A 20,977-nucleotide genomic window follows, 5' to 3' on the forward strand; every position below is an offset into this window, starting at 1 on the left:
TCACTAAACGGCTATTGCGACTACTTCCTGGAGAATTATAATATGAACTGGTCACTAAACGGCTATTGCGACCACTTCTTGAAGAATTACAGCATAAACTGGTCACTAAACGGTTATTGCGACTACTTCTTGAAGAATTACAGCATGAACTGGTCACAATACCTTCAGAGAACACTTTACCTGGACTAAACTAGCAAAGAAGCTGGGAGTTTAGTGTAACCTCAAAAAGTTAGACTTTCTGAGGTCACTATACTTTCTTCCCAGCTTCTTTAACTTTAAAATACAATTTGCTACCCTATTCGTTTTCCCACCACAATTTGATGAGTGCTTGCGTTCCATCTTCTGCATGGCCCTTCTGACTCAATTGCTCGTATAATTCTTTTGCTAACTTAGTGGACGGTAAGTTCAATCCCATCTTCTCTGCTTCATCCAGCGCTATACTCAAATCTTTTATAAAGTGTTTGACAAAAAAACCAGCCGAATAATCCTCTTTTAATATCCTCGGAGAATAATTTTCCAGCGACCAGTTACCTGCTGCACCGCCACTCAACGTTTTCACTACTTTTTTTAGATCCAGCTCAGCTTTTTCTGCATACACAAGCATCTCTGTCAGCCCAGTCATTGTGCCTGCGACCATTATCTGATTAGCCATTTTTGTATGCTGACCACTACCAGCAGGTCCATGCAGTTCCAGTGACGATGAGAAGAGCTGGAAAATCTCTTTCATATCATTGAATACTTGTTCATCCCCACCGACCATTATCGTAAGCGTTCCTTTTTTCGCACCGAGGTCTCCACCGGAAACCGGTGCATCCAAGGCCTCTGCATGCTTTTCTTTTGCTGTCTGATTGATCTTTTCTGCCAGAGAAGGTGTACTGGTCGTCAAATCGATCAGGACTTTATTCGCTACATCCGCCTTGAATATGCCTTTTTCTCCATAATAGACATCTTCTACATCTACAGGATACCCTACCATCGTAAAAATGATATCCGATGTTTCCGCAACATTCTGAGGGGTTTCAGCCCACACCGCACCTTTGGTTAAAAGTGTTTCGGCTTTTGCCTTTGTACGGTTATACACAGTAACGGCGTGATCATTTTTTAGCAGGTGCTCAACTACAGAAATTCCCATAACGCCTGTTCCTATGAATCCGATATTAGTCATATGCTCACTCCTGTATTTTTAATATAGAAAAACAGATTGAGCTCCAAATGGAACCCAATCTGTCTGATCAATCTTTTACATATTGGTTAACTAACTCAATAACTTCATCCACCGTTGTGCATTCTGTAACAGCTTTATGAGACAATTCTTTCATTTCATCAGAATCCAGCTTTTTAAGCAGACTTCTGGTTTTAAGAATACTTGTTGCACTCATTGAGAATTCATCTAATCCCAGTCCGATCAGTAATGGAACTGCGATTTGATCTCCAGCCATTTCTCCGCACATGCCGGCCCATTTACCTTCGTTATGAGCAGCATCTATAACCATTTTCACAAGACGCAGAATAGATGGGTTATATGGTTGATACAGGTAAGAAACCTGCTCGTTCATTCTGTCCGCAGCCATTGTATATTGAATCAAATCATTTGTGCCGATACTGAAGAAATCCACTTCTTTAGCGAACTGATCAGCTAACACTGCTGCAGCAGGAATTTCGATCATTATTCCGACTTCGATCGAATCAGAAACTTCCACACCTTTTTTGATCAACAAAGTTTTTTCTTCTTCCAGTATAGCTTTTGCTTCTCTAAACTCCTGCAGGGTCGCGATCATTGGGAACATGATACGTAGCGTTCCATGAACAGAAGCGCGAAGCAACGCTCTTAACTGGGTTCTGAAAATAGAATCCTGATCTAAACTGACGCGGATAGCGCGGTAGCCAAGGAACGGATTCATTTCTTTAGGCAATTCTAAATAAGGAAGCTCTTTGTCCCCACCGATGTCCATCGTTCTCACGACGACCGGCTTACCTTCCATACCTTCCAGAACTTTTTTATACGCTTCATACTGATCCTCTTCTGTAGGAAGTTCAGCAGAATCCATATATAAGAATTCTGTACGATATAGACCGATACCTTCTCCGCCGTTGTCTTTGACACCGACTAAGTCTTTTGGTGTGCCGATATTTGCAGCCAATTCGACATGTTTGCCGTCTTTGGTCACACTCGGCTCATTTAACAGCTGATCCCATTCCAGTTTCAGCTTGTCATAGTCTTCAGCTTTCTTGTTGAATGAAGATATTTCCTCTTCAGAAGGATTGATGTAAACATCCCCTTCTAAACCATCAACGATAAGCTGGTCATTTTCAGACACGCGTTCAGTGATATCTTTTGTCCCAACGATCGCTGGGATTTCAAGCGATCTGGCCATGATAGCAGAATGAGATGTACGTCCGCCGACATTCGTGACGAATGCTTTGACATATTTCTTATTTAACTGAGCTGTGTCACTCGGTGTTAAATCTTCTGCAATGATGATAACTTCTTCTTCAATGGTTGCTGGTGAAGGCAAGGTCACATTCAAGAGATTTGCGATCACACGTTTTCTGACATCGCGGATATCGGCAGCACGTTCCTGCATGTATGCGTTATCTTCCATCCCCTCAAACATAGTGATGAATGTATTCGTCACCTGTTTAAAAGCATATTCCGCATTTACGTTCTCACTGTCGATAACAGCTTTTGTCTGATCCATTAGATCTGGATCTGACAACACCATGATATGAGCATCGAATACTTGTGCTTCTTCTTCGCCTAACGATTCAGCAGCAATAGCTCTGATTTTAGTTAATTGTTCTTTAGCTTTATCAGTTGCTTCTGTTAAACGTTTCATTTCAGCATCAGTATCAGAAATTTCATTTTTCTCGATTGTTAAGTCTGGTTCAACGAGTAAGTAGGCTTTTGCGTGAGCGATTCCATCACTTGCTGCAATTCCGGATACTTTTGAAGTCATTATTCAGCCATTCCCTCATTTTTAATTGTTTCTTCGATTCCTGCGATGGCTTCTTTTTCGTCAGCTCCATCAGCTGTGATCGAAACTTCTGCACCTTTACCTACGCCTAAAGACATAACGCCCATGATAGATTTCAAGTTAACAGACTTACCTTTATAATCTAATGTAATATCTGAGTTGAATTTGCTTGCCTGCTGTACTAACAACGTTGCGGGTCTAGCGTGGATCCCTGTGTCTGCAATAATCGTGTATTCTCTTTTTTCCATTTGAACTGCTCCTTTTAAAAAAGTTTTTTTATTATGAAAAGAATAGAACCTCAGTCTGTTATGGATGTGTACTTTTTTTCCGTACTTTTCCATTAAACCGCCATTTTATTCTTTCTTCCTATACAGATTACCACTTTTCTCCTTTACCTACAACTGTTTTTTCTCAACTCATATAACTTATCCTTGAAAGTCAAAAATGGTCAATGTATAATAAATCTATCAAAGGTCAATATTGGTCAAGCTTTTTCGTGTGAACTCAAACCCTTTGAACTGACCTTTGAACAGATAATACGTATAATAAAATTAGAACTTTATATAGAAAGGAAGTTTTCTTATCATGATATGTCAACGCTGTATGGAGCGACCTGCAACAATTCATTTAACCACAAGCGTCAATGGACGACGACGAGAAATTGACCTTTGTCAGAAATGTTATCGTGAAATAAAACAGCAAGAACAGCAAGGACGTTTGAATCAGGGAAACAGCCAGGATCCGTTTGGCTTCAATCAATTTGATGACCTCTTCCGTGCCCTGTCTCAGAATCAGAATCCAAATACAGAGAGACCCACTCCCCCTAACAGGCAGTTCTCCGGCAATAATCAGCAGCCTCCGATAAACGGCGGAGGACGTGGCGGTTTACTTGGTGAATATGGTGTGGACCTCACTCAAATGGCTAAGGACGGGAAGATAGACCCGGTGATCGGGCGTGACAAGGAAATCGAACGTGTCATTGAAATTTTGAACAGACGAACTAAAAATAATCCTGTTCTAACGGGTGAAGCCGGCGTGGGTAAAACTGCCATCGTCGAAGGTCTTGCGATGAAGATAGTCAATGATGAAGTGCCGCATAAACTGCAGGATAAAGAAGTTATCCGTCTCGATGTTGCCTCCCTTGTTCAAGGAACAGGAATCAGAGGTCAGTTTGAAGAGCGTATGCAACAGTTGATGAATGAATTGAAAGATAACGACAACATTATCTTGTTCATCGATGAAGTGCATGAAATCGTCGGTGCCGGTTCTGCAGAAGGCAGCAGCATGGATGCCGGGAATATTTTAAAACCCGCTTTAGCCAGAGGCGAACTTCAAATGGTCGGTGCGACGACTTTAAACGAGTATAGAAAAATCGAAAAAGATCCCGCACTGGAACGCCGTTTACAACCTGTCAGAGTTAATGAACCGACCATAGAAGAAACACTGACGATTTTAAAAGGTATCCAGAAACAGTATGAGGATTACCACCACGTTAAGTATTCAGATAAAGCGATCAAAAGTGCAGTAGAATTATCTCACCGTTATATCCAAGACCGTTTCCTGCCTGATAAGGCGATCGATCTGCTGGATGAATCCGGATCTAAAAAGAATCTGACGATTCAATCTGTTGATCCGAAATCACTGGAAGAAAAAATTGATGAAGCAGAAAAGCAGAAACAGGAATCCTTAGAAAAAGAAGATTATGAAAAGGCTGCTTTTTATCGTGATCAAGTCACAAAATACAAAGAAATGATCGAACAGCAGACTCCTCAGTCCGAACAGCCCGAAGTGACAGAACAGGATATTATAAATATCATCGAAATAAAAACAGGTATCCCTGTAGGTGAGTTAAAAGAAAAAGAACAGGCTCAGCTGAAAGATCTGGACAAAGCGCTCAGACACCATGTCATTGGTCAAGATGAGGCTGTTGACAAAGTAGCTAAAGCCATCCGCCGGAACCGTATTGGTCTCAGACAGAAAAACCGCCCGATCGGTTCATTTATGTTCGTGGGGCCTACTGGTGTCGGAAAAACAGAATTGGCAAAAACTCTCGCTCTTGAATTGTTTGGAAGCAAAGATGCTTATGTTCGGCTGGACATGAGCGAATATATGGAAAAACACAGCACATCCAAACTGATCGGTTCGCCTCCAGGCTATGTTGGCTATGATGAAGCAGGACAGCTTACTGAAAAAGTCAGACGTAATCCATATAGTCTGATCCTGGTCGATGAAGTGGAAAAAGCTCATCCAGACGTCCTGCATATGTTCCTGCAGATCCTGGACGATGGACGCTTGACAGATGCTCAAGGGCGTACAGTCAACTTCAAAGAAACGATCATTATCATGACAAGCAATGCCGGAACGACCAATGTCGAATCAAGCGTAGGTTTTGGAGCTCAGATAAGCGGAGAACAGCATTCGATAAAAAATCGTCTTCAGGATTATTTCAGACCCGAACTGTTGAACCGCTTTGACGGAATCGTTGAATTCCATCCGCTCTCAAAAGAAAATCTGCTGGAAATCGTGGATCTGATGCTTGAAGATGTCAATGAAGCATTGAAGCAGCATGATATAACGGTACACGTCGATCAGTCAGCTAAAGAGAAACTTGTCGACTTAGGGTATGATCCTAAGATGGGTGCACGTCCTTTAAGACGGGTTATAGAAGAACACATCGAAGATAAAATCGCTGAGTTTTATATCAACAATCCAGAACCAGGTAAAATATCAGCAACAGTCGAAGATGATGCCATTGTGATCACTAAGAAATCAAAAGAACAGTCATCTAACGGCGAGTCGCAGAAAGCAAATGAAGAAACGAATAAAACTGACAGCACTGAACAGTAACCGACTTCCTGAAATTTAAAATAAAGTAAAAAACACATATCCCCTTCCGGTTCAGATGAATGAACGTGAAAAGGGATATGTGTTTTTCTGTTTTTTTATAGTAGAGAGGTCAATTCTACTTCAGGATATTTATCACTGAACCATCTCTCAGCAAACTTATTTTCGAATAAGAACAACGGCTGATCGAAACGGTCTCTGACAAGCATATTACGGCTCGATCCCATGTTCTCATCCAGTTGATCCGGATTTACCCAGCGGGCAATACGGCTGCCGATAGAGGTCATGACGACTTCAGAATTATATTCATTGCGCATGCGGTGCTGGAAGACTTCAAACTGGAGCTGGCCTACCGCTCCGATGATATAGGTTTCGGTGTGATACGATCTATACAGCTGAATGGCACCTTCCTGAACCAGCTGGTTGATCCCTTTGTGGAACGACTTCTGTTTCATTACATTTTTTGGTTCTACCTTCATGAAAAGTTCTGGTGTAAACTGTGGCAGTTCCTGGAATTCTATTTCATCTTTACCTGCGTACAGCGTATCTCCTATCTGGAAATTCCCTGTGTCATAAAGTCCGATGATATCTCCAGCAACTGCATCTGTCACTGTTTCTCTACTCTCTGCCATAAACTGAGTGGAATTGGACAACCTGATTTTCTTCCCAGTACGCGGCAGAGTAACGTCCATTCCCCGTTCAAATTTTCCAGAACAGATTCTCAAAAATGCAATACGGTCACGATGACGTGGGTCCATATTGGCTTGTATTTTGAAAACAAATCCAGAAAATGTTGGTTCTGTCGGTTTAATGATATCGTTCGCTCTCGTTTCGTGAGCAGACGGTTCTGGAGCAAACTGCAGGAACGTTTCAAGAAAAGTCTGGACCCCGAAATTAGTCAAAGCCGAACCAAAGAATACGGGGCTCAATTTCCCTGCAGCGATTGCTTCAGTTGAAAATTCGTTCCCCGCTTCTTTCAGGAGTAAAGCTTCTTCAAGCACTTGATCATAGAGTGATTCCTTTTTGATCCTGTGCTCTCCCTCTATCTCTCCCTCTTTATTCAACGGGATGAAACGTTCGCCATTATTGGTTTCTTCAGGTCTGAATGCTTCGATCCGATTGTGATAAAGGTCGTATAAGCCCAAAAGTGTCTTTCCGGAACCGATCGGCCAGTTCATGGGGTAGGCATCGATTTCAAGAACTTCTTCCAGTTCTTCTATCAGCTCAAGGGGTTCTCTACCGTCTCTGTCTAGTTTATTCATAAATGTAAAAATAGGAATGCCTCTCATTCGACAGACTTTGAATAGTTTTTTCGTCTGTTCTTCGATACCTTTTGCGCTGTCCACGACCATGACAGCCGCATCGACAGCCATCAATGTACGATAGGTGTCTTCAGAGAAATCTTCATGCCCCGGAGTATCCAGGATATTGATCCGTTTATTCTGATACTCGAACTGCATGACAGAACTCGTTACTGAGATCCCTCTTTGCTTTTCGATTTCCATCCAGTCAGATTTGGCGAATTTACCCGATTTCTTGGCCTTTACAGTTCCAGCCTGTCTGATTGCTCCGCCAAACAGAAGCAGCTGTTCGGTAATTGTCGTTTTCCCTGCATCCGGATGGGAGATGATAGCGAATGTCCGTCTTCTTTTTACTTCTTTAGTCAATTCATTACTTTTATTATCAGTCAATATAAACGTCCTTACTCTTTAAAATTATTTTTGTCTATTGAATACTTAATCAGTTTCTGTTCATGATACATTTTGATCAGGTATGTCCCGATCGTTTTCAGGATCGCAAAAACAGGGACCCCGACCAGCATACCGATAAGCCCTGCTATATTGGCAGATGCCAGCAGTACCAGTATGACAGTCAGCGGATGGATAGCCAGGGACTTCCCGACAAGGAACGGTGTGAATAAGTTACTATCCAGCTGCTGTGCAACGAGTACAAAAACAGCAGCCAGTATGGCCCGTGCAGGAGATTCGATCAGTCCGACAACGATTGCTGGTCCTGCTCCGATAAACGGACCGACATATGGTATGAAATTAGTGATAGCGGCAAAAAATGACAGCAGGAAAGCGGAAGGCAAACCTATGATGGAATACATAAAAAAGAGCAGTGCCCCAACCAGTAAAGAGGCCAAACCTTTTCCGCTGATATAGCTTGAAATGGTATTGTCTGTCTGAATGATCATTTCTTTTATATTTTTTTTGTATTTTGCAGGAGTCATGTCTACTACAAGAGGCAAAAATTTATGACCATCATGAAGCATATAGAATAAGATCACCGGTACTGTAATAAATAGAAAAGCCAGTTCCGTGAAGGCCTGGATAGCACTGCCGACACCTGAAGCCATTCCAGACAGGAAACGCGATCCGATATCTCTCAACCATATTTCAAGATTGTCAAGAGCCATAGTGATATCGATCTGCTGCATCCATGGCTCTTCAGCTAAACGATTAGCGTATATTTCCAGTTCACTGATAAACATTGGTATACCGGAAATCAGATTGGAAGTCTGTTCAATGAGCATAGGTATGCCGAGAAGGATCGATAGAGCAATAAATCCGATCAGTAAGATCATCACGACAGCCACGCCGATGATCCGTTTTACTCTAAAACGTTCCAGCAGTTCGACTAAAGGATTCAATAAATAATACAGAAATCCCGCTATCAGCAGTGGCATAAATAACGCAGTTAGAATGCCGACTAAAGGATTTAATATAAAATCAATACGTTGAAGCACGTAAATGAGTATGGCTGCTGCTAAGAGCCATACTGTCCAGAACATTAATTTAGATTCTCTCCAGTTGATCACTTTATCCCCCTCTTTTACTTGTTTCTCTTACATTATAAGCGACACAGCCTTCTATTGAAAGAGTAAGTTCGGTGATACATTGACGACAAACGTAAATATTGCTATAGTAAGACATAATTTCAGAAAAGAGGGATAGTATGGATTTTAAAACAACCACAGATATATTATCTGAAGTCTATCGTGATTCAATCGCTATCAGAGCAGAAGTATTTATCGAGGAACAAAAAGTGGATCCGTCCTTGGAGATAGACGAATTAGAAGATCAGACGCTGCATATCGTCGGTTATGAAGATGATAAACCTGTCTGTACCGCTCGTTTACTGAAAAAGGCTGATAATTCTGTCAAGGTTCAGCGGGTAGCCGTTCTTTCACCTTATCGTAAACGAGGTATGGGAAGACTGTTGCTTAAACATATCGAGAAAATCGCCAAAGAGCAGTTGCATGGTTCAAGCCTTATTCTGGATTCACAAGACCACGCCATTTCTTTCTATGAAAAAGAAGGATTTACAGTCCACGGTGAAGGTTTTTTAGATGCCGGCATCCCTCATCATTTTATGCAGAAAAAAATATAATCAGTGTTTATCCGGTTTCTTATTAAGTGACTTATTAAGAAGCCTTTTTCTTTTACAGCGGTTGACCTCAAGTCTTCTTTCTTTTTCTTTGATATCTCTCTTCAAGTAAACAGCTGCCCGGTCCTGTTTCTTCTCAACGAGAAAAACATCCCCGAGTTCGTAATCTTCGGGGAGTTCCCCAACCGGTACATATAGAGGCTCTTTAGATGAATCGGGAACGAGACGGGCGGTTTCGCCTTCTATTTCTTCTAACACCACATACATCAGTTTCCCTCCTCAGTTAAAATCTCCAGCTGATCATCCTTTGTCACGTTGATTTGGATCGTCCCATGTGTGTCTGTTCCAAATAACGCAGCGGAACGATCAGTAAATTTCTCTATCGTTTCTTTGTGAGGATGGCCATAATGATTATCAGGGCCTGCCTGATAGTCAGCCACTCTAGGCTCAACTGCTTCCAGCCACTCTATACTTGTACTGGTGCTTGAGCCGTGATGCCCTAAAACCATGATATCCGACTGCAGCGAGGCTGGATTATCTAATATCATGCGTTTTTCCACTTGCGCATCCACATCTCCAGAATGCACAAGAGATGCATCCCCTATTGCGATTCGCGTAACGATCGACTCGTCATTCTGATTCTCTTCTGTTTCATTTAAAAGAGGATGCAGGACCTGAATCGAGAAAGGTCCCACTTCGGCTTCATCTCCGGCTTTGGGTTCTCTGTATGCTACGTCTGTGTCCAGCATTGCATCCAATACATCACTGTAGGTTTGAGAGGTATGATCCATGCCATTCATCCAAACTTCTTCTACTTGAAAATATTCCAGGACGATATCCCCATTACCAATATGATCGGCATCATTGTGAGTGAAAATCATAAGGTCGATCTTACCCCCTACACCGATCTCATCATTAAGATAATTGATGATCCTAGGCTCGCTGTCATCATATCTTCCGGTATCGATCAGAATAGTTGTTCCGTCATGGGCCTGCAGCAGTGTCGCTGAACCTTGGCCAACGTCAAAAAAATGCAGTTCAGCTGTATTTCCTTTTATCTCATCGTCAGTAAATGGAATAGGGATGGACCTTATATACACTTTTATTTCACTTACATAAGTATCGATCCATTGAAAGGATAGGTTACTCCTTTCTGCCCACGATCCCAATAAAAAAGCAACACTAACAAGTAGTGTTGTCAGCAGAACAGATCGTTTGCCACTTTTCGTTGTTTTTTTTCGTTTAACTTTTCTTTTCACTGCTCACACTCTCCAATTGATTAGATAATCTCTTTAAATCATCTGGTAAGGGGGATTCCACTGAAAGTTCTTTGCCAGTGAATGGATGGTCAAAAACGACTTTAGCACAATGAAGAGCCTGTCTGTCTATCCACTTTTCAGCCGATCCCGGATTATAAAGGGTGTCCCCCAGCAAAGCATGGCCGATATCAGAAAAATGCACTCTGATCTGATGTGTGCGTCCCGTATGCAGTTGAATTTTAACCAGTGTCGAGTCCCTGTACCTCTTTTTTACCCAGTATTCAGTTTTTGAAGGTTTTCCGGTTTCAACCACTTGTCTTTTTATTATAGAATCCTCCATACGACCGATCGGTCTGTCTATGAGGTCCCATCGTTTCTCGAGTTTCCCATTTACAAACGCAACGTATTCCTTGTATAATTCTTTTCCTTTTAAGAGCTGGTCCAGATAAGAGTGTGCTAAGCCATGTTTGGCAAAAATCATAACTCCTGAAGTATCTTTATCTAATCGTGTAACGATGTGTATCGTTTTATGACGATAATCCTTTTTTTCAATATAACCTTTTACCCGGTTAGCCATCGTGTGATTCCTGTAAAGTGATGAGGGTACAGAAGGAACGTTGCTTGGCTTGTCGACCAGAAGAAAATGTTCGTCCTCAAACAAGACAACGATTTTCTTGTCTGAGATCTCCAAGTGGTCATTTGCAGGCTCATCCGGCAAGCTAAGAGAAACGAGATCCCCTTCTGACACCTGTTTTCTGACCCTGCTCAGCTCCTGATTAACTTCCAGACGACCTCCCTGAAACTTGACTTTCGCAAGCAGACGCTTGGAAATACGTTTCGTTTTTAAAAATGATTTTAATGTCATAGGGGACTGACTAGTGACTGTCCATTCGATTTTCATTATTCGTTTTAGCTCCTAAAAATGCGTCTTCCACACGATCCCAGAAATGCGTATGCTGATATTGAGCAAATCGGATACGTTCTTTTGCAATTTGAAAACGTATGTAATCAACATCAGTTTCTGATGAAACTAACTGATCTATCGTTAAAGTGAATGTGTTCGTATCGATCGGTTTGATTTTTATCCATTCATCCGGTGCTATGATCATCGGCGAACTGAGTGTTCGAAAAATGCGATTATTCAAAGACGCGATTTCAGTCAGCTGTAGGGCTTCCAGTCTTGGATGGAGGACTGCTCCACCGATCGATTTATTATAGCCGGTTGAACCTGTTGGCGTAGAAATACATAAGCCATCACCTCTAAACCGCTCAAAGTGTTCTTCTTTGATATAGACATCTCCAACAAGTGTGCCGTCAGTGATTTTGACGATGGATTCATTCAATGCCAGAAAATGCTTATTCTTGTGTCTACTTTTATATACGACCTCAACATCCAGAAGCGGATACTGGATGAATTCACCGTTATCGTTTTCCAGACTGTTGACTAGTTCTTTCAGGTTGTACTGTCTCCAATCGGTATAGAACCCTAAATGTCCTGTGTGCACACCGATGAAACGAACACTGTCCAGTAAATGTGCGTAACGGTGAAAAGCGGACAATAACGTCCCGTCTCCGCCAACTGAAATGATGATATCCGGTTTTTGAGTTACGATTTCCAATTCTGATTCATTTAGCAGTTCTCTAAGCTGCCTTACGACAGGTAATGATTCCTGAGTATTATTCTGTACAATGGCTATTTTCACGTTGATTTTCCTTCCTTTACGTCAATTACTCTTGAGAATAACGGAAGTTTTTTTGGATTTCTTTGATTTCTTCTCTGATCGTAGACATTTCTTCATCTAACTGAAAAGCTGATTCTGCCGCTTTCTGTAATCGGGTATTGATTTCTTCAGGAAATTCTCCCTGATATTTATAATTCAGCGAGTGCTCGATGGAAGCCCAGAAGTTCATAGCAAGGGTTCTGATTTGGATTTCCACTAAAACCACTTTTACTTCATCGATCAGCTGGACAGGATATTCACATATCAGATGGTAGGAACGATACCCGCTGTCTTTTTTATTGGTGACATAATCTTTTTCATAAACAACTGTTAAATCATTCCGGTTCTTCAGCATAGATACGACGTCATGAATATCTTCCACGAACGGGCACATGATCCTTATGCCTGCCAGATCCTCCATATCAGTCTCCAGTTTATCTAAAGAAATACCTCTTGTTCTTGATTTCATTATAATACTTTTTATCGGTTTCACTCTTCCGGTGACGAATTCAATCGGCCCGTGTTCTTTCCTCAACTGATACATTCCTCTCAGGCCGCGAAGTTTAACTTTCAGTTCATCCACTGTCTGTCTGTAAGGAAGCAGGAAAAGTTCCCAATCTCTATTCATATCCTATACCTTCTTTACTTTAATTTAGTCAATATTATTGATATCATTGTAACATATTTTTAAAAAATACCGTAGCAAGGGGTTTAATAATCAATATGAGACAAGAAGTAGAAATCGAGTACAAAAACCTTTTAACTCAGCAGGAATACGATAAACTAAAGACCATTTTTTTTGCTGATGTGTCCTCTCCTGTTATTCAGGAAAATTATTATTTCGATACGCAAGACGCCAAGTTAAAAGATGCACGTTGCGCACTCCGTATCCGTATAAAAGAAAGCTCAGCTGAAATGACGCTCAAAACACCTTTTGAAGGACATCACACTGAAACGACCCTGGATATGACTCCAGTAAAAGCCAGGGAACTGATTACAGCCGGATCATTTTCTCTTCCTGAAGCTATTCACAACGTTCTGGTTCAGGAAGGTATTAAGATCGATCAGGATGTTTTCAAGATTGCCCAGCTTAAAACCGAACGTCTTGAAGCTGAAAACCCCCATTCCATTATTGTACTCGATAAGAGTTATTACTCGAATCAGATCGATTATGAACTTGAAGTGGAATCCGATTCAAAATCTACGGGTGAAAAATTGTTTGCTCAGATCCTAAAAGAACATGCTATTCCAAAAAGAGAGACTCAAAATAAAATTGCCCGTGCCTTTAATGCTGCCCACTAGATTTCATACATTTATGATGTTTGTGACATTTTAGTCACAATAACAGTCTTTTTTAGGCTGTAATCAAGCAGAACATTACAAAATACCTGATATATTTGTTAGTCTATATAATGTAATCAACAAGATTTTACAGCTTACATTAAATAATCGAAACTCTATTACTACTGCCCGAGAATCCGTTTCATTTTAATCTGTTGGGTATCGGAAGTATATTAAGCAACCATTAAGAATCACAACTGTTATGACTGACAAAAATACAAATTAGGTGTGTGCTAAAGATGTTTTTTAATAATATGATCGAAGTTTTCTTATTTGTAAATCCCTTGGGGACAACATGTTATGAAACCGAAAAAATTATAGAGTCATTTTCCAATGAACGAGACGAAAAAGTTAAGGTGCGTTTTATTCCATTACTCAATTTCCATACAATAGGTAATATTATGAAAGAAAAAGAGAACCAAACGTTATCCAATCGCAATCAGCTTTACACTGATTCTTTTCATGCCAGCTTAGCTTTTCAGGCCGCTTCGATGCAGGGCAAGAAAAAAGGCAGAAAATTCCTGATGGCGCTGCAGGATAAAGTCATCAATGAAGGCAAAGATGTTACCAAAGAATTATTTACTCAGATCGCCGAGTTGATCAAACTGGATCTGGAAATGTTCGAAGAAGATTTCGAATCAGATTTTACAAAAGCAGCATTCAAAAAAGATCAGAAACTGGCACAGGAAATGGATATACAAAACGCTCCCTCCTGTGTATTGTATCCTAGTGGCGATGACGAATATGGTTATCGTTTAGATACCGTCATTACTAAACAGATACTTCACGGTTTCTCTGATGAAAAGATCCAGCTCAAGAAAACGACGCCAAAGCATCTGTCACTGATTCAGATGGTATAGGATCATTGATCTAAATATATAAAAACAACCCGCCTCAGCTATTGCGATCAGCTCGAGACGGGTTGTTTATTGTGTTCAAAAGATATAAAAGAGAAAACTAACTCATTGATGATTTAATGAGTTAAATAGAGTCCAGCGCTTTTTCCAGTTCATCCAGTCGTTCTTCAAAGACTTTCATGGCTCTTTCCAGATACTCTCTTTCCGTCATATCCACGCCTGCTTTTTTCATTACTTCGATTGGATAGTCACTGCTTCCTGCTTTCAGGTAAGACAGATATTTATCCAATGCCCCTTCTTCTTTGTTAAGGATCTTATCAGCCAAAGCTGTCGCGGCACAGAAGCCTGTAGAATATTGATAGACATAGTAGTTATAGTAGAAATGCGGGATACGCGCCCACTCATATTGAATGGCCTCATCTTTTTCAACAGCATCACCATAATACTTGCTGTTCAGTTCTCTGTAACTTTCGCTCAAATAATCGGCTGTAAGCGGCGTGCCTTTTGCAGCTTCTTCATGCATAAAATGTTCGAATTCTGCAAACTGTGTCTGACGGAATACCGTTCCTTTAAACCCATCCAGATAATGGTTCAGCACGTAAGCTCTTGCTTTAGGGTCTTCTGTTGTCTCCAAGAGATAGTCAGTCAGCAGATTTTCATTGGTCGTTGAAGCAATTTCAGCCAGAAAAATCGAGTAGTTCCCATAAACATAAGGCTGATTTTTTCTCGTGAAGTAGCTGTGGGCACTATGTCCAAGCTCGTGGACGAGTGTATATAGATGATTGAGTGAATCATGCCAGTTTAGCAGGATATATGGATTAGTATCATACATACCTGAAGAATAGGCACCACTGCGCTTCCCTTTATTTTCAACGACATCGATCCAGCGGCTGTTGAAGGCATCGTCGAGTACAGCTCTGTATTCAGGACCAAGAACATCCAGTCCCTCAAATGTTTTGTCTCTTGCTTCATCGTATGTGAACTTCAGGCTGGCTTCACCGGTGATTGGTGTATATAAGTCATACATATGCAGTTCATCCAGTTCCAGGACCTGTTTTCTCAGATCCATGTATCTGTGCAGCAGCGGCAGATGATCATTAACGACTTCTATCAGTGTATCATGCACAGCCTCTGGGATGTGATTGTCTGACAAGGCACTTTCTCTTGCAGAATTATAATGATGGACTTTAGCCTGATAATTATGATGCTTGACATTTGCTGAGAGCGTGCTGGCAAATGTATTCTTGAAACTTTCGTAAACCTCGTACATTTTTTCAAAGGCTTCTTTTCTTACTTCTCTGTCCGTGCTTTCCAGAAGTTCTCCATACATCCCATGAGACAACTGGACCTCTTCCCCGTCTTCTCCTTTGACCATTGGAAATTTCAGATCTGCGTTGTTCAGCACACTGAAGGTCTGACTGGAAGAGGTCAGGACTTCACTTGCTGCAGCCAGCAGTGCTTCCATTTCTGCTGAAAGAACATGTGCTTTGTTTGCAGTCAGCTGGGTAATATAATGTTTATATTGTTTCAGTTCTTCCTGTTCATCAAAATAACCGGATAGCTGTTCTTCAGGCAGTGCGATCAATTCAGGTTCAAACCAGGACGTCGCTTCCTGAGACAAGGCTGCAAGGTAGCGTGCCCGGTCATTCATCGCCTGATATGTACTATTCGCTGTATCCTGATCATTTTTAAGGTGCGCATAGACATAAAGAGCGCTTACTTTTCTTGACAGATTCAACATCGCTTCAAGTGCTTCAAGGAAAGTCCCGCTGCCGGAAGCTAATTGACCCTGATAGGCTTTCACTTCTTCTACTGATTTTTGAGTCTCATTAAAGTCTTCTTCCCACTTCTCATCGGATTTATAGATGACAGTAAGATCCCAAGTCTGTTCGACTGGTATTTCTTCTCGTAAGGGTAAAGCTTTTGATTCAGCCATTAAATATCCTCCTAAAATTTTATCAACATATTAATGATAACATAATTTGAAAACGAATAGAATATCTTTTTGTTTGTTAATCTTTTCGTTATCTTCACTCATTAAATATTCATAGTTATAAAATCGTTTCAGTGCGGACCCATTTACGCTCAGCTATTTCATCCAGATAACCTTTGTTACACAAAAGATCCATGAACTGAAACAATGGCTGGATCAGGACACTGTGCTCTATATCCGGCAAATAATGAAAAATGATTTCTCCCTCGTTCTCCCATTCTTTTATCTTTCGGCTGAGACCGGCGTCTGTAATGACCTGCGTCGGGTGCAGTTCGTCCAACCACAAAACGAGTATCAGTTTCCATTGATACGATAAGGTCCTGATGAACCATTCCTTTGATACACTGTAAAATAGTACATCAGGTAAGGTTTTTATATGCATATCATTACAATAGAGAAGTTCAAAAAAACGTCTTGCTCTTTTATCTTTATAAAATGAAAGTCGGTATAAGTTCTTTTCCTCATTTATTCTGGACTTTACAACAGGAACCCTGTTGTGGTTTGGTTGCTCAACTATTTTTAACATATAGACGATATCATCATCAAAATCGACTCTGCTTCTCTTAAATGCCTGTCCTGCATTGGAACATCTAATATCTGTAATAACTTCAAGCTGCTGCTTTTTTTCATTGAGCTGAAACAGAGTGAATGCCCCACTTTTATTCACGAAAAGATAGTCATAGTGACGCGTGGAAAGTGTATTATTCACTTTTAATTTTTCCCCAAGTATCCAGATCACTTTTATATTATTCTGTACATACCCAGCTGTCCTGCTTCTGATTTTTTCTATTGAGATAGGACTGCACTGGTACTCGACCGCCACAGAAACGCCGTTATATTGAATCAGCAGATCTGGTCTCTGATTCAATACAGGTAGATAGGCTTCCAGCTCAACTGTGATTTCTTCCTTTTTAAACCAGTGATACAGAAGTAATTTCCCCTCAATGTGTGCTGCTGTCTCACCTTCCGAGAACATCTGGCAGCGACTGTTGTTTTTATGAGCAAAATGAGCCTGATAGATTTCACCTTTTTTGAATATCACTTCTTCCCGGCATCCCGGGCAGTAGCATTGACTCTCTCTGGTGTACTCGTTCGCTGTTACTAAATTATGCTGCTTATCCACTGCTGTAAACATGCTATCCCTTCTTCACATTTTATTATCTTCACTTATTAATATTTACTGTTTATTTATTTTTTAACGAAAAAAGATCCCGCAGAAATAAATTCTGCAGGATCTTCATTGATTTTCAGTTTATTTGAAGTAATAGCGTGTCAATTCCAGTGCGTTTGTTTCCATTATTTTTTCAGCATATTCATTTAATACTTCAGGTGTTGTTTTGGTCTTGTTTCCATACTCAAGAGCAACTGCCAGTTCTTCATCACTTGTCTTTTCGACCATTTCTTCGACAAAGAATGTTATGTGGAGGTAATACTTGTTTTTATAGCTGTAAAGAGTCGACATCCCGCTTTCCAAATACAGAGATTTAGATAAAGCTATCAGTTGTTCAAAACTCTCTAAAGCAACCACTACTTCTTTGGTCGGGTTATTACCTTTAGTGTATTCATCAATTTCATCTAGTGTTTCCTCATTCTGATTAGCGTTCTTATTTAACTGGTCCTTCAGCGTGTCCAAAGAATTAATTTCCTCTTTAAAATTGGTCCCTTTACTGATAAATAATTCTAACCCATTATTATTCGGCATGACTTGAAAAGTGACTGCTTCAGATTCCTGAAATTCTTCATCGATATCCACTTCTTCTAATATACTATAAAAGAATTTTTCGATCTGTTTCTGATTTCCCAGCAGATCAAGAAAAGTGATACCACGTTCTTCTAAATCAGTATTTTCAATGACTACACGAATCGTATCATCGTTGATATGTTCAATTTCCATTATTCCACACCTCACATTTCCTTGGAATAAACGTCCCTGTGGGATAAATTTTCTTGTCTGGTAATGTACAGTCGAAAAGACTGCACTCCAATTATTATACAAAAGGTACAGTTTAAATACAAGTCACAACTTTCGTAATTGTCATAGCTTTCTCATTTTTATAAAAAGAATCGGCAATTGATTTGCCGATTCTTTTTTATATTCAGCTTTGTTTTAGTGCTACCAACTGCTGTGCTTTTTGAAGTTCTATTTCTCTGATTGCTCGAGGCACGAATTGGCGGATCTCATCTTCGTTATAACCGATCTGTAATCTTCTGTCATCGAGGATTATCGGTCTTCTGATCAAAGTCGGGTTTTCCTGGATCAGAACAAACAATTCTTTCATTGAAAGTTCGTCTATATCGATGTTCAGATCTTTAAACGCTTTTGAACGTGTAGATATGATATCTTCCGTCCCATCCTCAGTTAAACGCATGATTGCTTTGATTTCATTGATTTCGAGTGGTGTGTGGGCCATGTTTTTCTCTGTGTAAGGGATATCGTACTCCTCTAACCAGGCCTTTGCTTTTCGACAAGATGTGCAGCTGGGTGTTGTAAATAATGTAACCATTATGTATTTCTCCCTTCGCTTGTTTGATTAATAGTTTCTAATGAATCTGTCTACAGTTATAATAGTAGCTTAAATGTGACAAAATGTAAACCCCTATTTGTCTTTTTTTTGTCAAATTTACATATTGATTTTATATTATTTTTAAAAAAACCTTAACAACGGCGTTTATAAAATCAAATTTAAATTTGCGTGTTTTAACTATTTATAATTATTATAAATAAACGCCTATTCAAATAAAAAGAGGTGTACGCGACAGTCCATCGAATACACCTCTTCTTATTTTTATTGACGATCAGTAAAAGAGATCGACTAACTCCTCAGTTTCCACTTTACCGAAATATTTATTCACATCTACTTTACTGATTGCATCTCTTATCGCTTCTTTGGTATAGGGTATACCTTGCAGTTCTTTTTCTACGTCTTCGATTTCACCTAAGCCAAAGAAATCTCCGAAGATGCGGATATCTTCGATTTTACCTTTTCTGACATTCATCTTCACTTCCACTGTCCCTACAGATAGACGTTCGCTGCGCTCCATATCAAATGCAGGTGACTTGCCGTAATTCCAATTCCAGTTAGCTGTATATTCAGCAGCAAACGCATCGATTTTTTCCCAGTCTTCTTCTGTCAGGACATACTCCTTCACATTTTCTTTGGAATCTGTATCGTAGATATGCAGAAGCAGCTGTTCTCTGAAATCCTTGGCATTCATATACTGATATGAATCATCAAGGAAGGGTTTGATGTTCGTCACACGGCTGCGGATGGATTTTATACCTTTTGATTCCAGCTTATGCTTTTTGGGTTTCAGTGCTTTAACGACTGCCTCGATTTGAGAATCAAACATCAAGGTTCCATGCGCAGTCATTCTACCATTCTTGGAATACATGGCATTACCGGAGAATTTTTTCCCATCTATGATCAGATCATTTCTACCTTTTAATTCAGCCCCTTCTACCCCCATCTGGTGCAGAGCATCTATCACTGGCGATGTGAACTTTTTAAAGTCCCGGAAAGAATTACCATCATCTTCAGTAATGAAGCAGAAACATAAGACGCCCATGTCATGATACACGGCCCCGCCTCCGGAAAATCGACGGACAACATCTACTCCGTTCTCTTCCACATAAGCTGTATTGACTTCTTCATATGTGTTCTGGTTTCTTCCTATAATGATCGAATTGTCATTGATATAAAAGAGCAATATCGGTTCATCCAGTTTCACTTCATTGAGCAGATAATACTCTATAGCTAAATTTAATTTAGGATCGTGTATTTCCTTACCGTCACGTTCATTCTTAACATAATACATCCATATCTCTCCTCTTAAATAGTTACTGTCATATCTTTTTGTGCCAGTTGTACCGACACATCCGGTGCTTCTTCCCTTGCCTCTGCGACCAGCTGGTTCAGATCGCCTTTTTGCGGCAAATGAGTAAGCATCAGGTTCTGCACTCCGGCCCGAGCTGCAATTCTGCCACATTCTTTAGCCGTCATGTGGACAGAATGGTTTTCCATCCCTCTGAAGAAATTGCTGTCTGCAAGGAGTAAGTCAGCCTTTGTTGAAAAGGCTATAAAATCTTTTTTATAACCTGAATCAGCTGTGAACACTAATGCTTTACCTGTTTTTTCCTCCGTGATCCGAAAAGCATAGCAGGGTACAGGGTGAATCGTTTTCATATGTTCTATTTTAAATGGTCCGATCGTCAGCTCTGGTTCTTTTGTATAAGCAATTCCCTGACTGACATTTTCAAATGTCATTTTTGCAAAACTATCTTTATCTTCATCGTGACAATATATTGGCAGCAGATGGGGTTTATTCCCATGCTCGTCTTTTTTTAGTAATCGTGTGAACTGCAGAACACCCAGATCAGCAATATGGTCATGATGATAATGAGAGATCAGAACAGCATCCAGTTTTATAGGATCGACATATTTTTCCAAGGCAAGCAGACTTCCACTGCCGGCATCTAAGAGAAGATGAAATCCCTCTGATTCAATTAGGTAAGCACTCGTCCCCACGCCTTTGGTAGGATAACCACCATAGTAACCCAGCACTGTTAACTTCATAATATTGTCCCTTCTTTCCTTTA

Annotated in this window: 21 protein-coding genes; 5 read left to right on the plus strand and 16 right to left on the minus strand. The window is 40.4% G+C overall.

Annotated features, from left to right (window positions below):
* A partial coding sequence (locus tag BMX84_RS12620; RefSeq protein ID WP_218142333.1) for a hypothetical protein occupies positions 1 to 189 on the plus strand: 189 nt, incomplete at its 5' end.
* Positions 190 to 295: 106 nt separating this feature from the next.
* On the opposite strand, the gene BMX84_RS04530 is transcribed toward BMX84_RS12620, so the two are convergent.
* The 3 genes from BMX84_RS04530 to BMX84_RS04540 form a co-directional block, all read right to left on the minus strand.
* Positions 296 to 1,165: an NAD(P)-dependent oxidoreductase gene (locus tag BMX84_RS04530; protein WP_091487609.1), complete on the minus strand. Its 870-nt coding sequence runs from the start codon at positions 1,163 to 1,165 to the stop codon at positions 296 to 298.
* A 67-nt stretch (positions 1,166 to 1,232) separates the two neighbouring features.
* Positions 1,233 to 2,957 (minus strand): phosphoenolpyruvate--protein phosphotransferase, encoded by a 1,725-nt coding sequence (ptsP, locus tag BMX84_RS04535; protein WP_091487610.1) that lies wholly within the window; start codon positions 2,955 to 2,957, stop codon positions 1,233 to 1,235.
* Positions 2,957 to 3,223, minus strand: coding sequence for a phosphocarrier protein HPr (locus BMX84_RS04540; RefSeq protein ID WP_091487722.1), 267 nt, complete (start codon positions 3,221 to 3,223; stop codon positions 2,957 to 2,959). Before BMX84_RS04540 ends, ptsP begins: the two co-directional genes overlap by 1 nt.
* A gap of 337 nt (positions 3,224 to 3,560) precedes the next feature.
* Between BMX84_RS04540 and BMX84_RS04545 the strand changes: the two genes are divergently transcribed.
* Entirely contained in the window at positions 3,561 to 5,822 is a 2,262-nt protein-coding gene (locus BMX84_RS04545) for an ATP-dependent Clp protease ATP-binding subunit (RefSeq protein WP_091487612.1), read from the plus strand.
* A 95-nt stretch (positions 5,823 to 5,917) separates the two neighbouring features.
* Here BMX84_RS04545 and BMX84_RS04550 read toward each other — a convergent pair whose 3' ends face one another.
* On the minus strand, positions 5,918 to 7,510 hold the full coding sequence (locus tag BMX84_RS04550) for a peptide chain release factor 3 (RefSeq protein WP_246119109.1): 1,593 nt from the start codon (positions 7,508 to 7,510) through the stop codon (positions 5,918 to 5,920).
* Positions 7,511 to 7,521: 11 nt separating this feature from the next.
* Positions 7,522 to 8,640 carry an AI-2E family transporter gene (locus tag BMX84_RS04555; RefSeq protein WP_091487614.1) on the minus strand — a complete coding sequence of 373 codons (1,119 nt, stop codon included), beginning with the start codon at positions 8,638 to 8,640 and terminating at the stop codon, positions 7,522 to 7,524.
* Positions 8,641 to 8,777: 137 nt separating this feature from the next.
* Here BMX84_RS04555 and BMX84_RS04560 point away from each other — a divergent pair, with 137 nt between their 5' ends.
* Complete coding sequence (locus tag BMX84_RS04560) at positions 8,778 to 9,212, plus strand: GNAT family N-acetyltransferase (RefSeq protein ID WP_091487616.1); 435 nt, start codon at positions 8,778 to 8,780, stop codon at positions 9,210 to 9,212.
* Here BMX84_RS04560 and BMX84_RS04565 read toward each other — a convergent pair whose 3' ends face one another.
* Genes BMX84_RS04565 through yjbM form a run of 5 tightly spaced genes read right to left on the minus strand, consistent with a single transcriptional unit; the run spans position 9,213 to position 12,817 of the window.
* Positions 9,213 to 9,476 (minus strand): DUF3006 family protein, encoded by a 264-nt coding sequence (locus BMX84_RS04565; protein WP_091487618.1) that lies wholly within the window; start codon positions 9,474 to 9,476, stop codon positions 9,213 to 9,215.
* Positions 9,476 to 10,468 carry a ComEC/Rec2 family competence protein gene (locus tag BMX84_RS04570; protein ID WP_091487619.1) on the minus strand — a complete coding sequence of 331 codons (993 nt, stop codon included), beginning with the start codon at positions 10,466 to 10,468 and terminating at the stop codon, positions 9,476 to 9,478. Before BMX84_RS04570 ends, BMX84_RS04565 begins: the two co-directional genes overlap by 1 nt.
* Positions 10,452 to 11,369, minus strand: a complete 918-nt coding sequence (locus tag BMX84_RS04575; RefSeq protein WP_091487621.1) for an RluA family pseudouridine synthase — start codon at positions 11,367 to 11,369, stop codon at positions 10,452 to 10,454. Before BMX84_RS04575 ends, BMX84_RS04570 begins: the two co-directional genes overlap by 17 nt.
* Entirely contained in the window at positions 11,344 to 12,171 is an 828-nt protein-coding gene (locus BMX84_RS04580; protein ID WP_177165464.1) for an NAD kinase, read from the minus strand. The genes BMX84_RS04575 and BMX84_RS04580 overlap by 26 nt, the downstream gene beginning before the upstream one ends.
* Positions 12,172 to 12,196: 25 nt before the next feature.
* A complete protein-coding gene (gene yjbM / locus BMX84_RS04585; RefSeq protein WP_091487625.1) occupies positions 12,197 to 12,817 on the minus strand; it encodes a GTP diphosphokinase in 621 nt (206 codons plus the stop codon).
* Positions 12,818 to 12,912: 95 nt separating this feature from the next.
* Here yjbM and BMX84_RS04590 point away from each other — a divergent pair, with 95 nt between their 5' ends.
* Complete coding sequence (locus BMX84_RS04590; protein WP_091487626.1) at positions 12,913 to 13,491, plus strand: CYTH domain-containing protein; 579 nt, start codon at positions 12,913 to 12,915, stop codon at positions 13,489 to 13,491.
* Positions 13,492 to 13,784: 293 nt separating this feature from the next.
* Complete coding sequence (locus BMX84_RS04595) at positions 13,785 to 14,390, plus strand: DsbA family protein (RefSeq protein ID WP_246119112.1); 606 nt, start codon at positions 13,785 to 13,787, stop codon at positions 14,388 to 14,390.
* A 121-nt stretch (positions 14,391 to 14,511) separates the two neighbouring features.
* On the opposite strand, the gene pepF is transcribed toward BMX84_RS04595, so the two are convergent.
* The 6 genes from pepF to BMX84_RS04625 form a co-directional block, all read right to left on the minus strand.
* Positions 14,512 to 16,323 carry an oligoendopeptidase F gene (gene pepF / locus BMX84_RS04600; RefSeq protein ID WP_091487630.1) on the minus strand — a complete coding sequence of 604 codons (1,812 nt, stop codon included), beginning with the start codon at positions 16,321 to 16,323 and terminating at the stop codon, positions 14,512 to 14,514.
* 115 nt (positions 16,324 to 16,438) lie between these two features.
* Entirely contained in the window at positions 16,439 to 17,515 is a 1,077-nt protein-coding gene (locus BMX84_RS04605) for a competence protein CoiA (protein ID WP_091487631.1), read from the minus strand.
* Positions 17,516 to 17,632: 117 nt separating this feature from the next.
* Positions 17,633 to 18,274, minus strand: coding sequence for an adaptor protein MecA (locus BMX84_RS04610; RefSeq protein WP_091487633.1), 642 nt, complete (start codon positions 18,272 to 18,274; stop codon positions 17,633 to 17,635).
* A 202-nt stretch (positions 18,275 to 18,476) separates the two neighbouring features.
* Positions 18,477 to 18,884 carry a transcriptional regulator SpxA gene (gene spxA / locus BMX84_RS04615; RefSeq protein WP_091487634.1) on the minus strand — a complete coding sequence of 136 codons (408 nt, stop codon included), beginning with the start codon at positions 18,882 to 18,884 and terminating at the stop codon, positions 18,477 to 18,479.
* A gap of 292 nt (positions 18,885 to 19,176) precedes the next feature.
* A complete protein-coding gene (lplA, locus tag BMX84_RS04620) occupies positions 19,177 to 20,196 on the minus strand; it encodes a lipoate--protein ligase (RefSeq protein WP_091487636.1) in 1,020 nt (339 codons plus the stop codon).
* A 14-nt stretch (positions 20,197 to 20,210) separates the two neighbouring features.
* Complete coding sequence (locus tag BMX84_RS04625; protein WP_091487638.1) at positions 20,211 to 20,954, minus strand: MBL fold metallo-hydrolase; 744 nt, start codon at positions 20,952 to 20,954, stop codon at positions 20,211 to 20,213.
* Positions 20,955 to 20,977 lie beyond the last annotated feature (23 nt).

The sequence above is a fragment of the Alkalibacterium putridalgicola genome (genome assembly GCF_900109825.1).
Classification (GTDB): domain Bacteria; phylum Bacillota; class Bacilli; order Lactobacillales; family Carnobacteriaceae_A; genus Alkalibacterium; species Alkalibacterium putridalgicola.

Excerpts from the sequence above, each read along its gene's own strand:
- BMX84_RS04540 (WP_091487722.1), bottom strand. The coding sequence starts at position 3,223 with ATGGAAAAAAGAGAATACACGATTATTGCAGACACAGGGATCCACGCT.
- BMX84_RS04605 (WP_091487631.1), bottom strand. The coding sequence starts at position 17,515 with ATGTTTACAGCAGTGGATAAGCAGCATAATTTAGTAACAGCGAACGAG.
- yjbM (WP_091487625.1), bottom strand. The coding sequence starts at position 12,817 with ATGAATAGAGATTGGGAACTTTTCCTGCTTCCTTACAGACAGACAGTG.
- BMX84_RS04625 (WP_091487638.1), bottom strand. The coding sequence starts at position 20,954 with ATGAAGTTAACAGTGCTGGGTTACTATGGTGGTTATCCTACCAAAGGC.
- BMX84_RS04545 (WP_091487612.1), top strand. The coding sequence starts at position 3,561 with ATGATATGTCAACGCTGTATGGAGCGACCTGCAACAATTCATTTAACC.
- pepF (WP_091487630.1), bottom strand. The coding sequence starts at position 16,323 with ATGGCTGAATCAAAAGCTTTACCCTTACGAGAAGAAATACCAGTCGAA.
- BMX84_RS04595 (WP_246119112.1), top strand. The coding sequence starts at position 13,785 with ATGATCGAAGTTTTCTTATTTGTAAATCCCTTGGGGACAACATGTTAT.
- BMX84_RS04610 (WP_091487633.1), bottom strand. The coding sequence starts at position 18,274 with ATGGAAATTGAACATATCAACGATGATACGATTCGTGTAGTCATTGAA.
- ptsP (WP_091487610.1), bottom strand. The coding sequence starts at position 2,957 with ATGACTTCAAAAGTATCCGGAATTGCAGCAAGTGATGGAATCGCTCAC.
- BMX84_RS04530 (WP_091487609.1), bottom strand. The coding sequence starts at position 1,165 with ATGACTAATATCGGATTCATAGGAACAGGCGTTATGGGAATTTCTGTA.
- BMX84_RS04560 (WP_091487616.1), top strand. The coding sequence starts at position 8,778 with ATGGATTTTAAAACAACCACAGATATATTATCTGAAGTCTATCGTGAT.
- lplA (WP_091487636.1), bottom strand. The coding sequence starts at position 20,196 with ATGTATTATGTTAAGAATGAACGTGACGGTAAGGAAATACACGATCCT.
- BMX84_RS04565 (WP_091487618.1), bottom strand. The coding sequence starts at position 9,476 with ATGTATGTGGTGTTAGAAGAAATAGAAGGCGAAACCGCCCGTCTCGTT.
- BMX84_RS04575 (WP_091487621.1), bottom strand. The coding sequence starts at position 11,369 with ATGAAAATCGAATGGACAGTCACTAGTCAGTCCCCTATGACATTAAAA.
- BMX84_RS04590 (WP_091487626.1), top strand. The coding sequence starts at position 12,913 with ATGAGACAAGAAGTAGAAATCGAGTACAAAAACCTTTTAACTCAGCAG.
- spxA (WP_091487634.1), bottom strand. The coding sequence starts at position 18,884 with ATGGTTACATTATTTACAACACCCAGCTGCACATCTTGTCGAAAAGCA.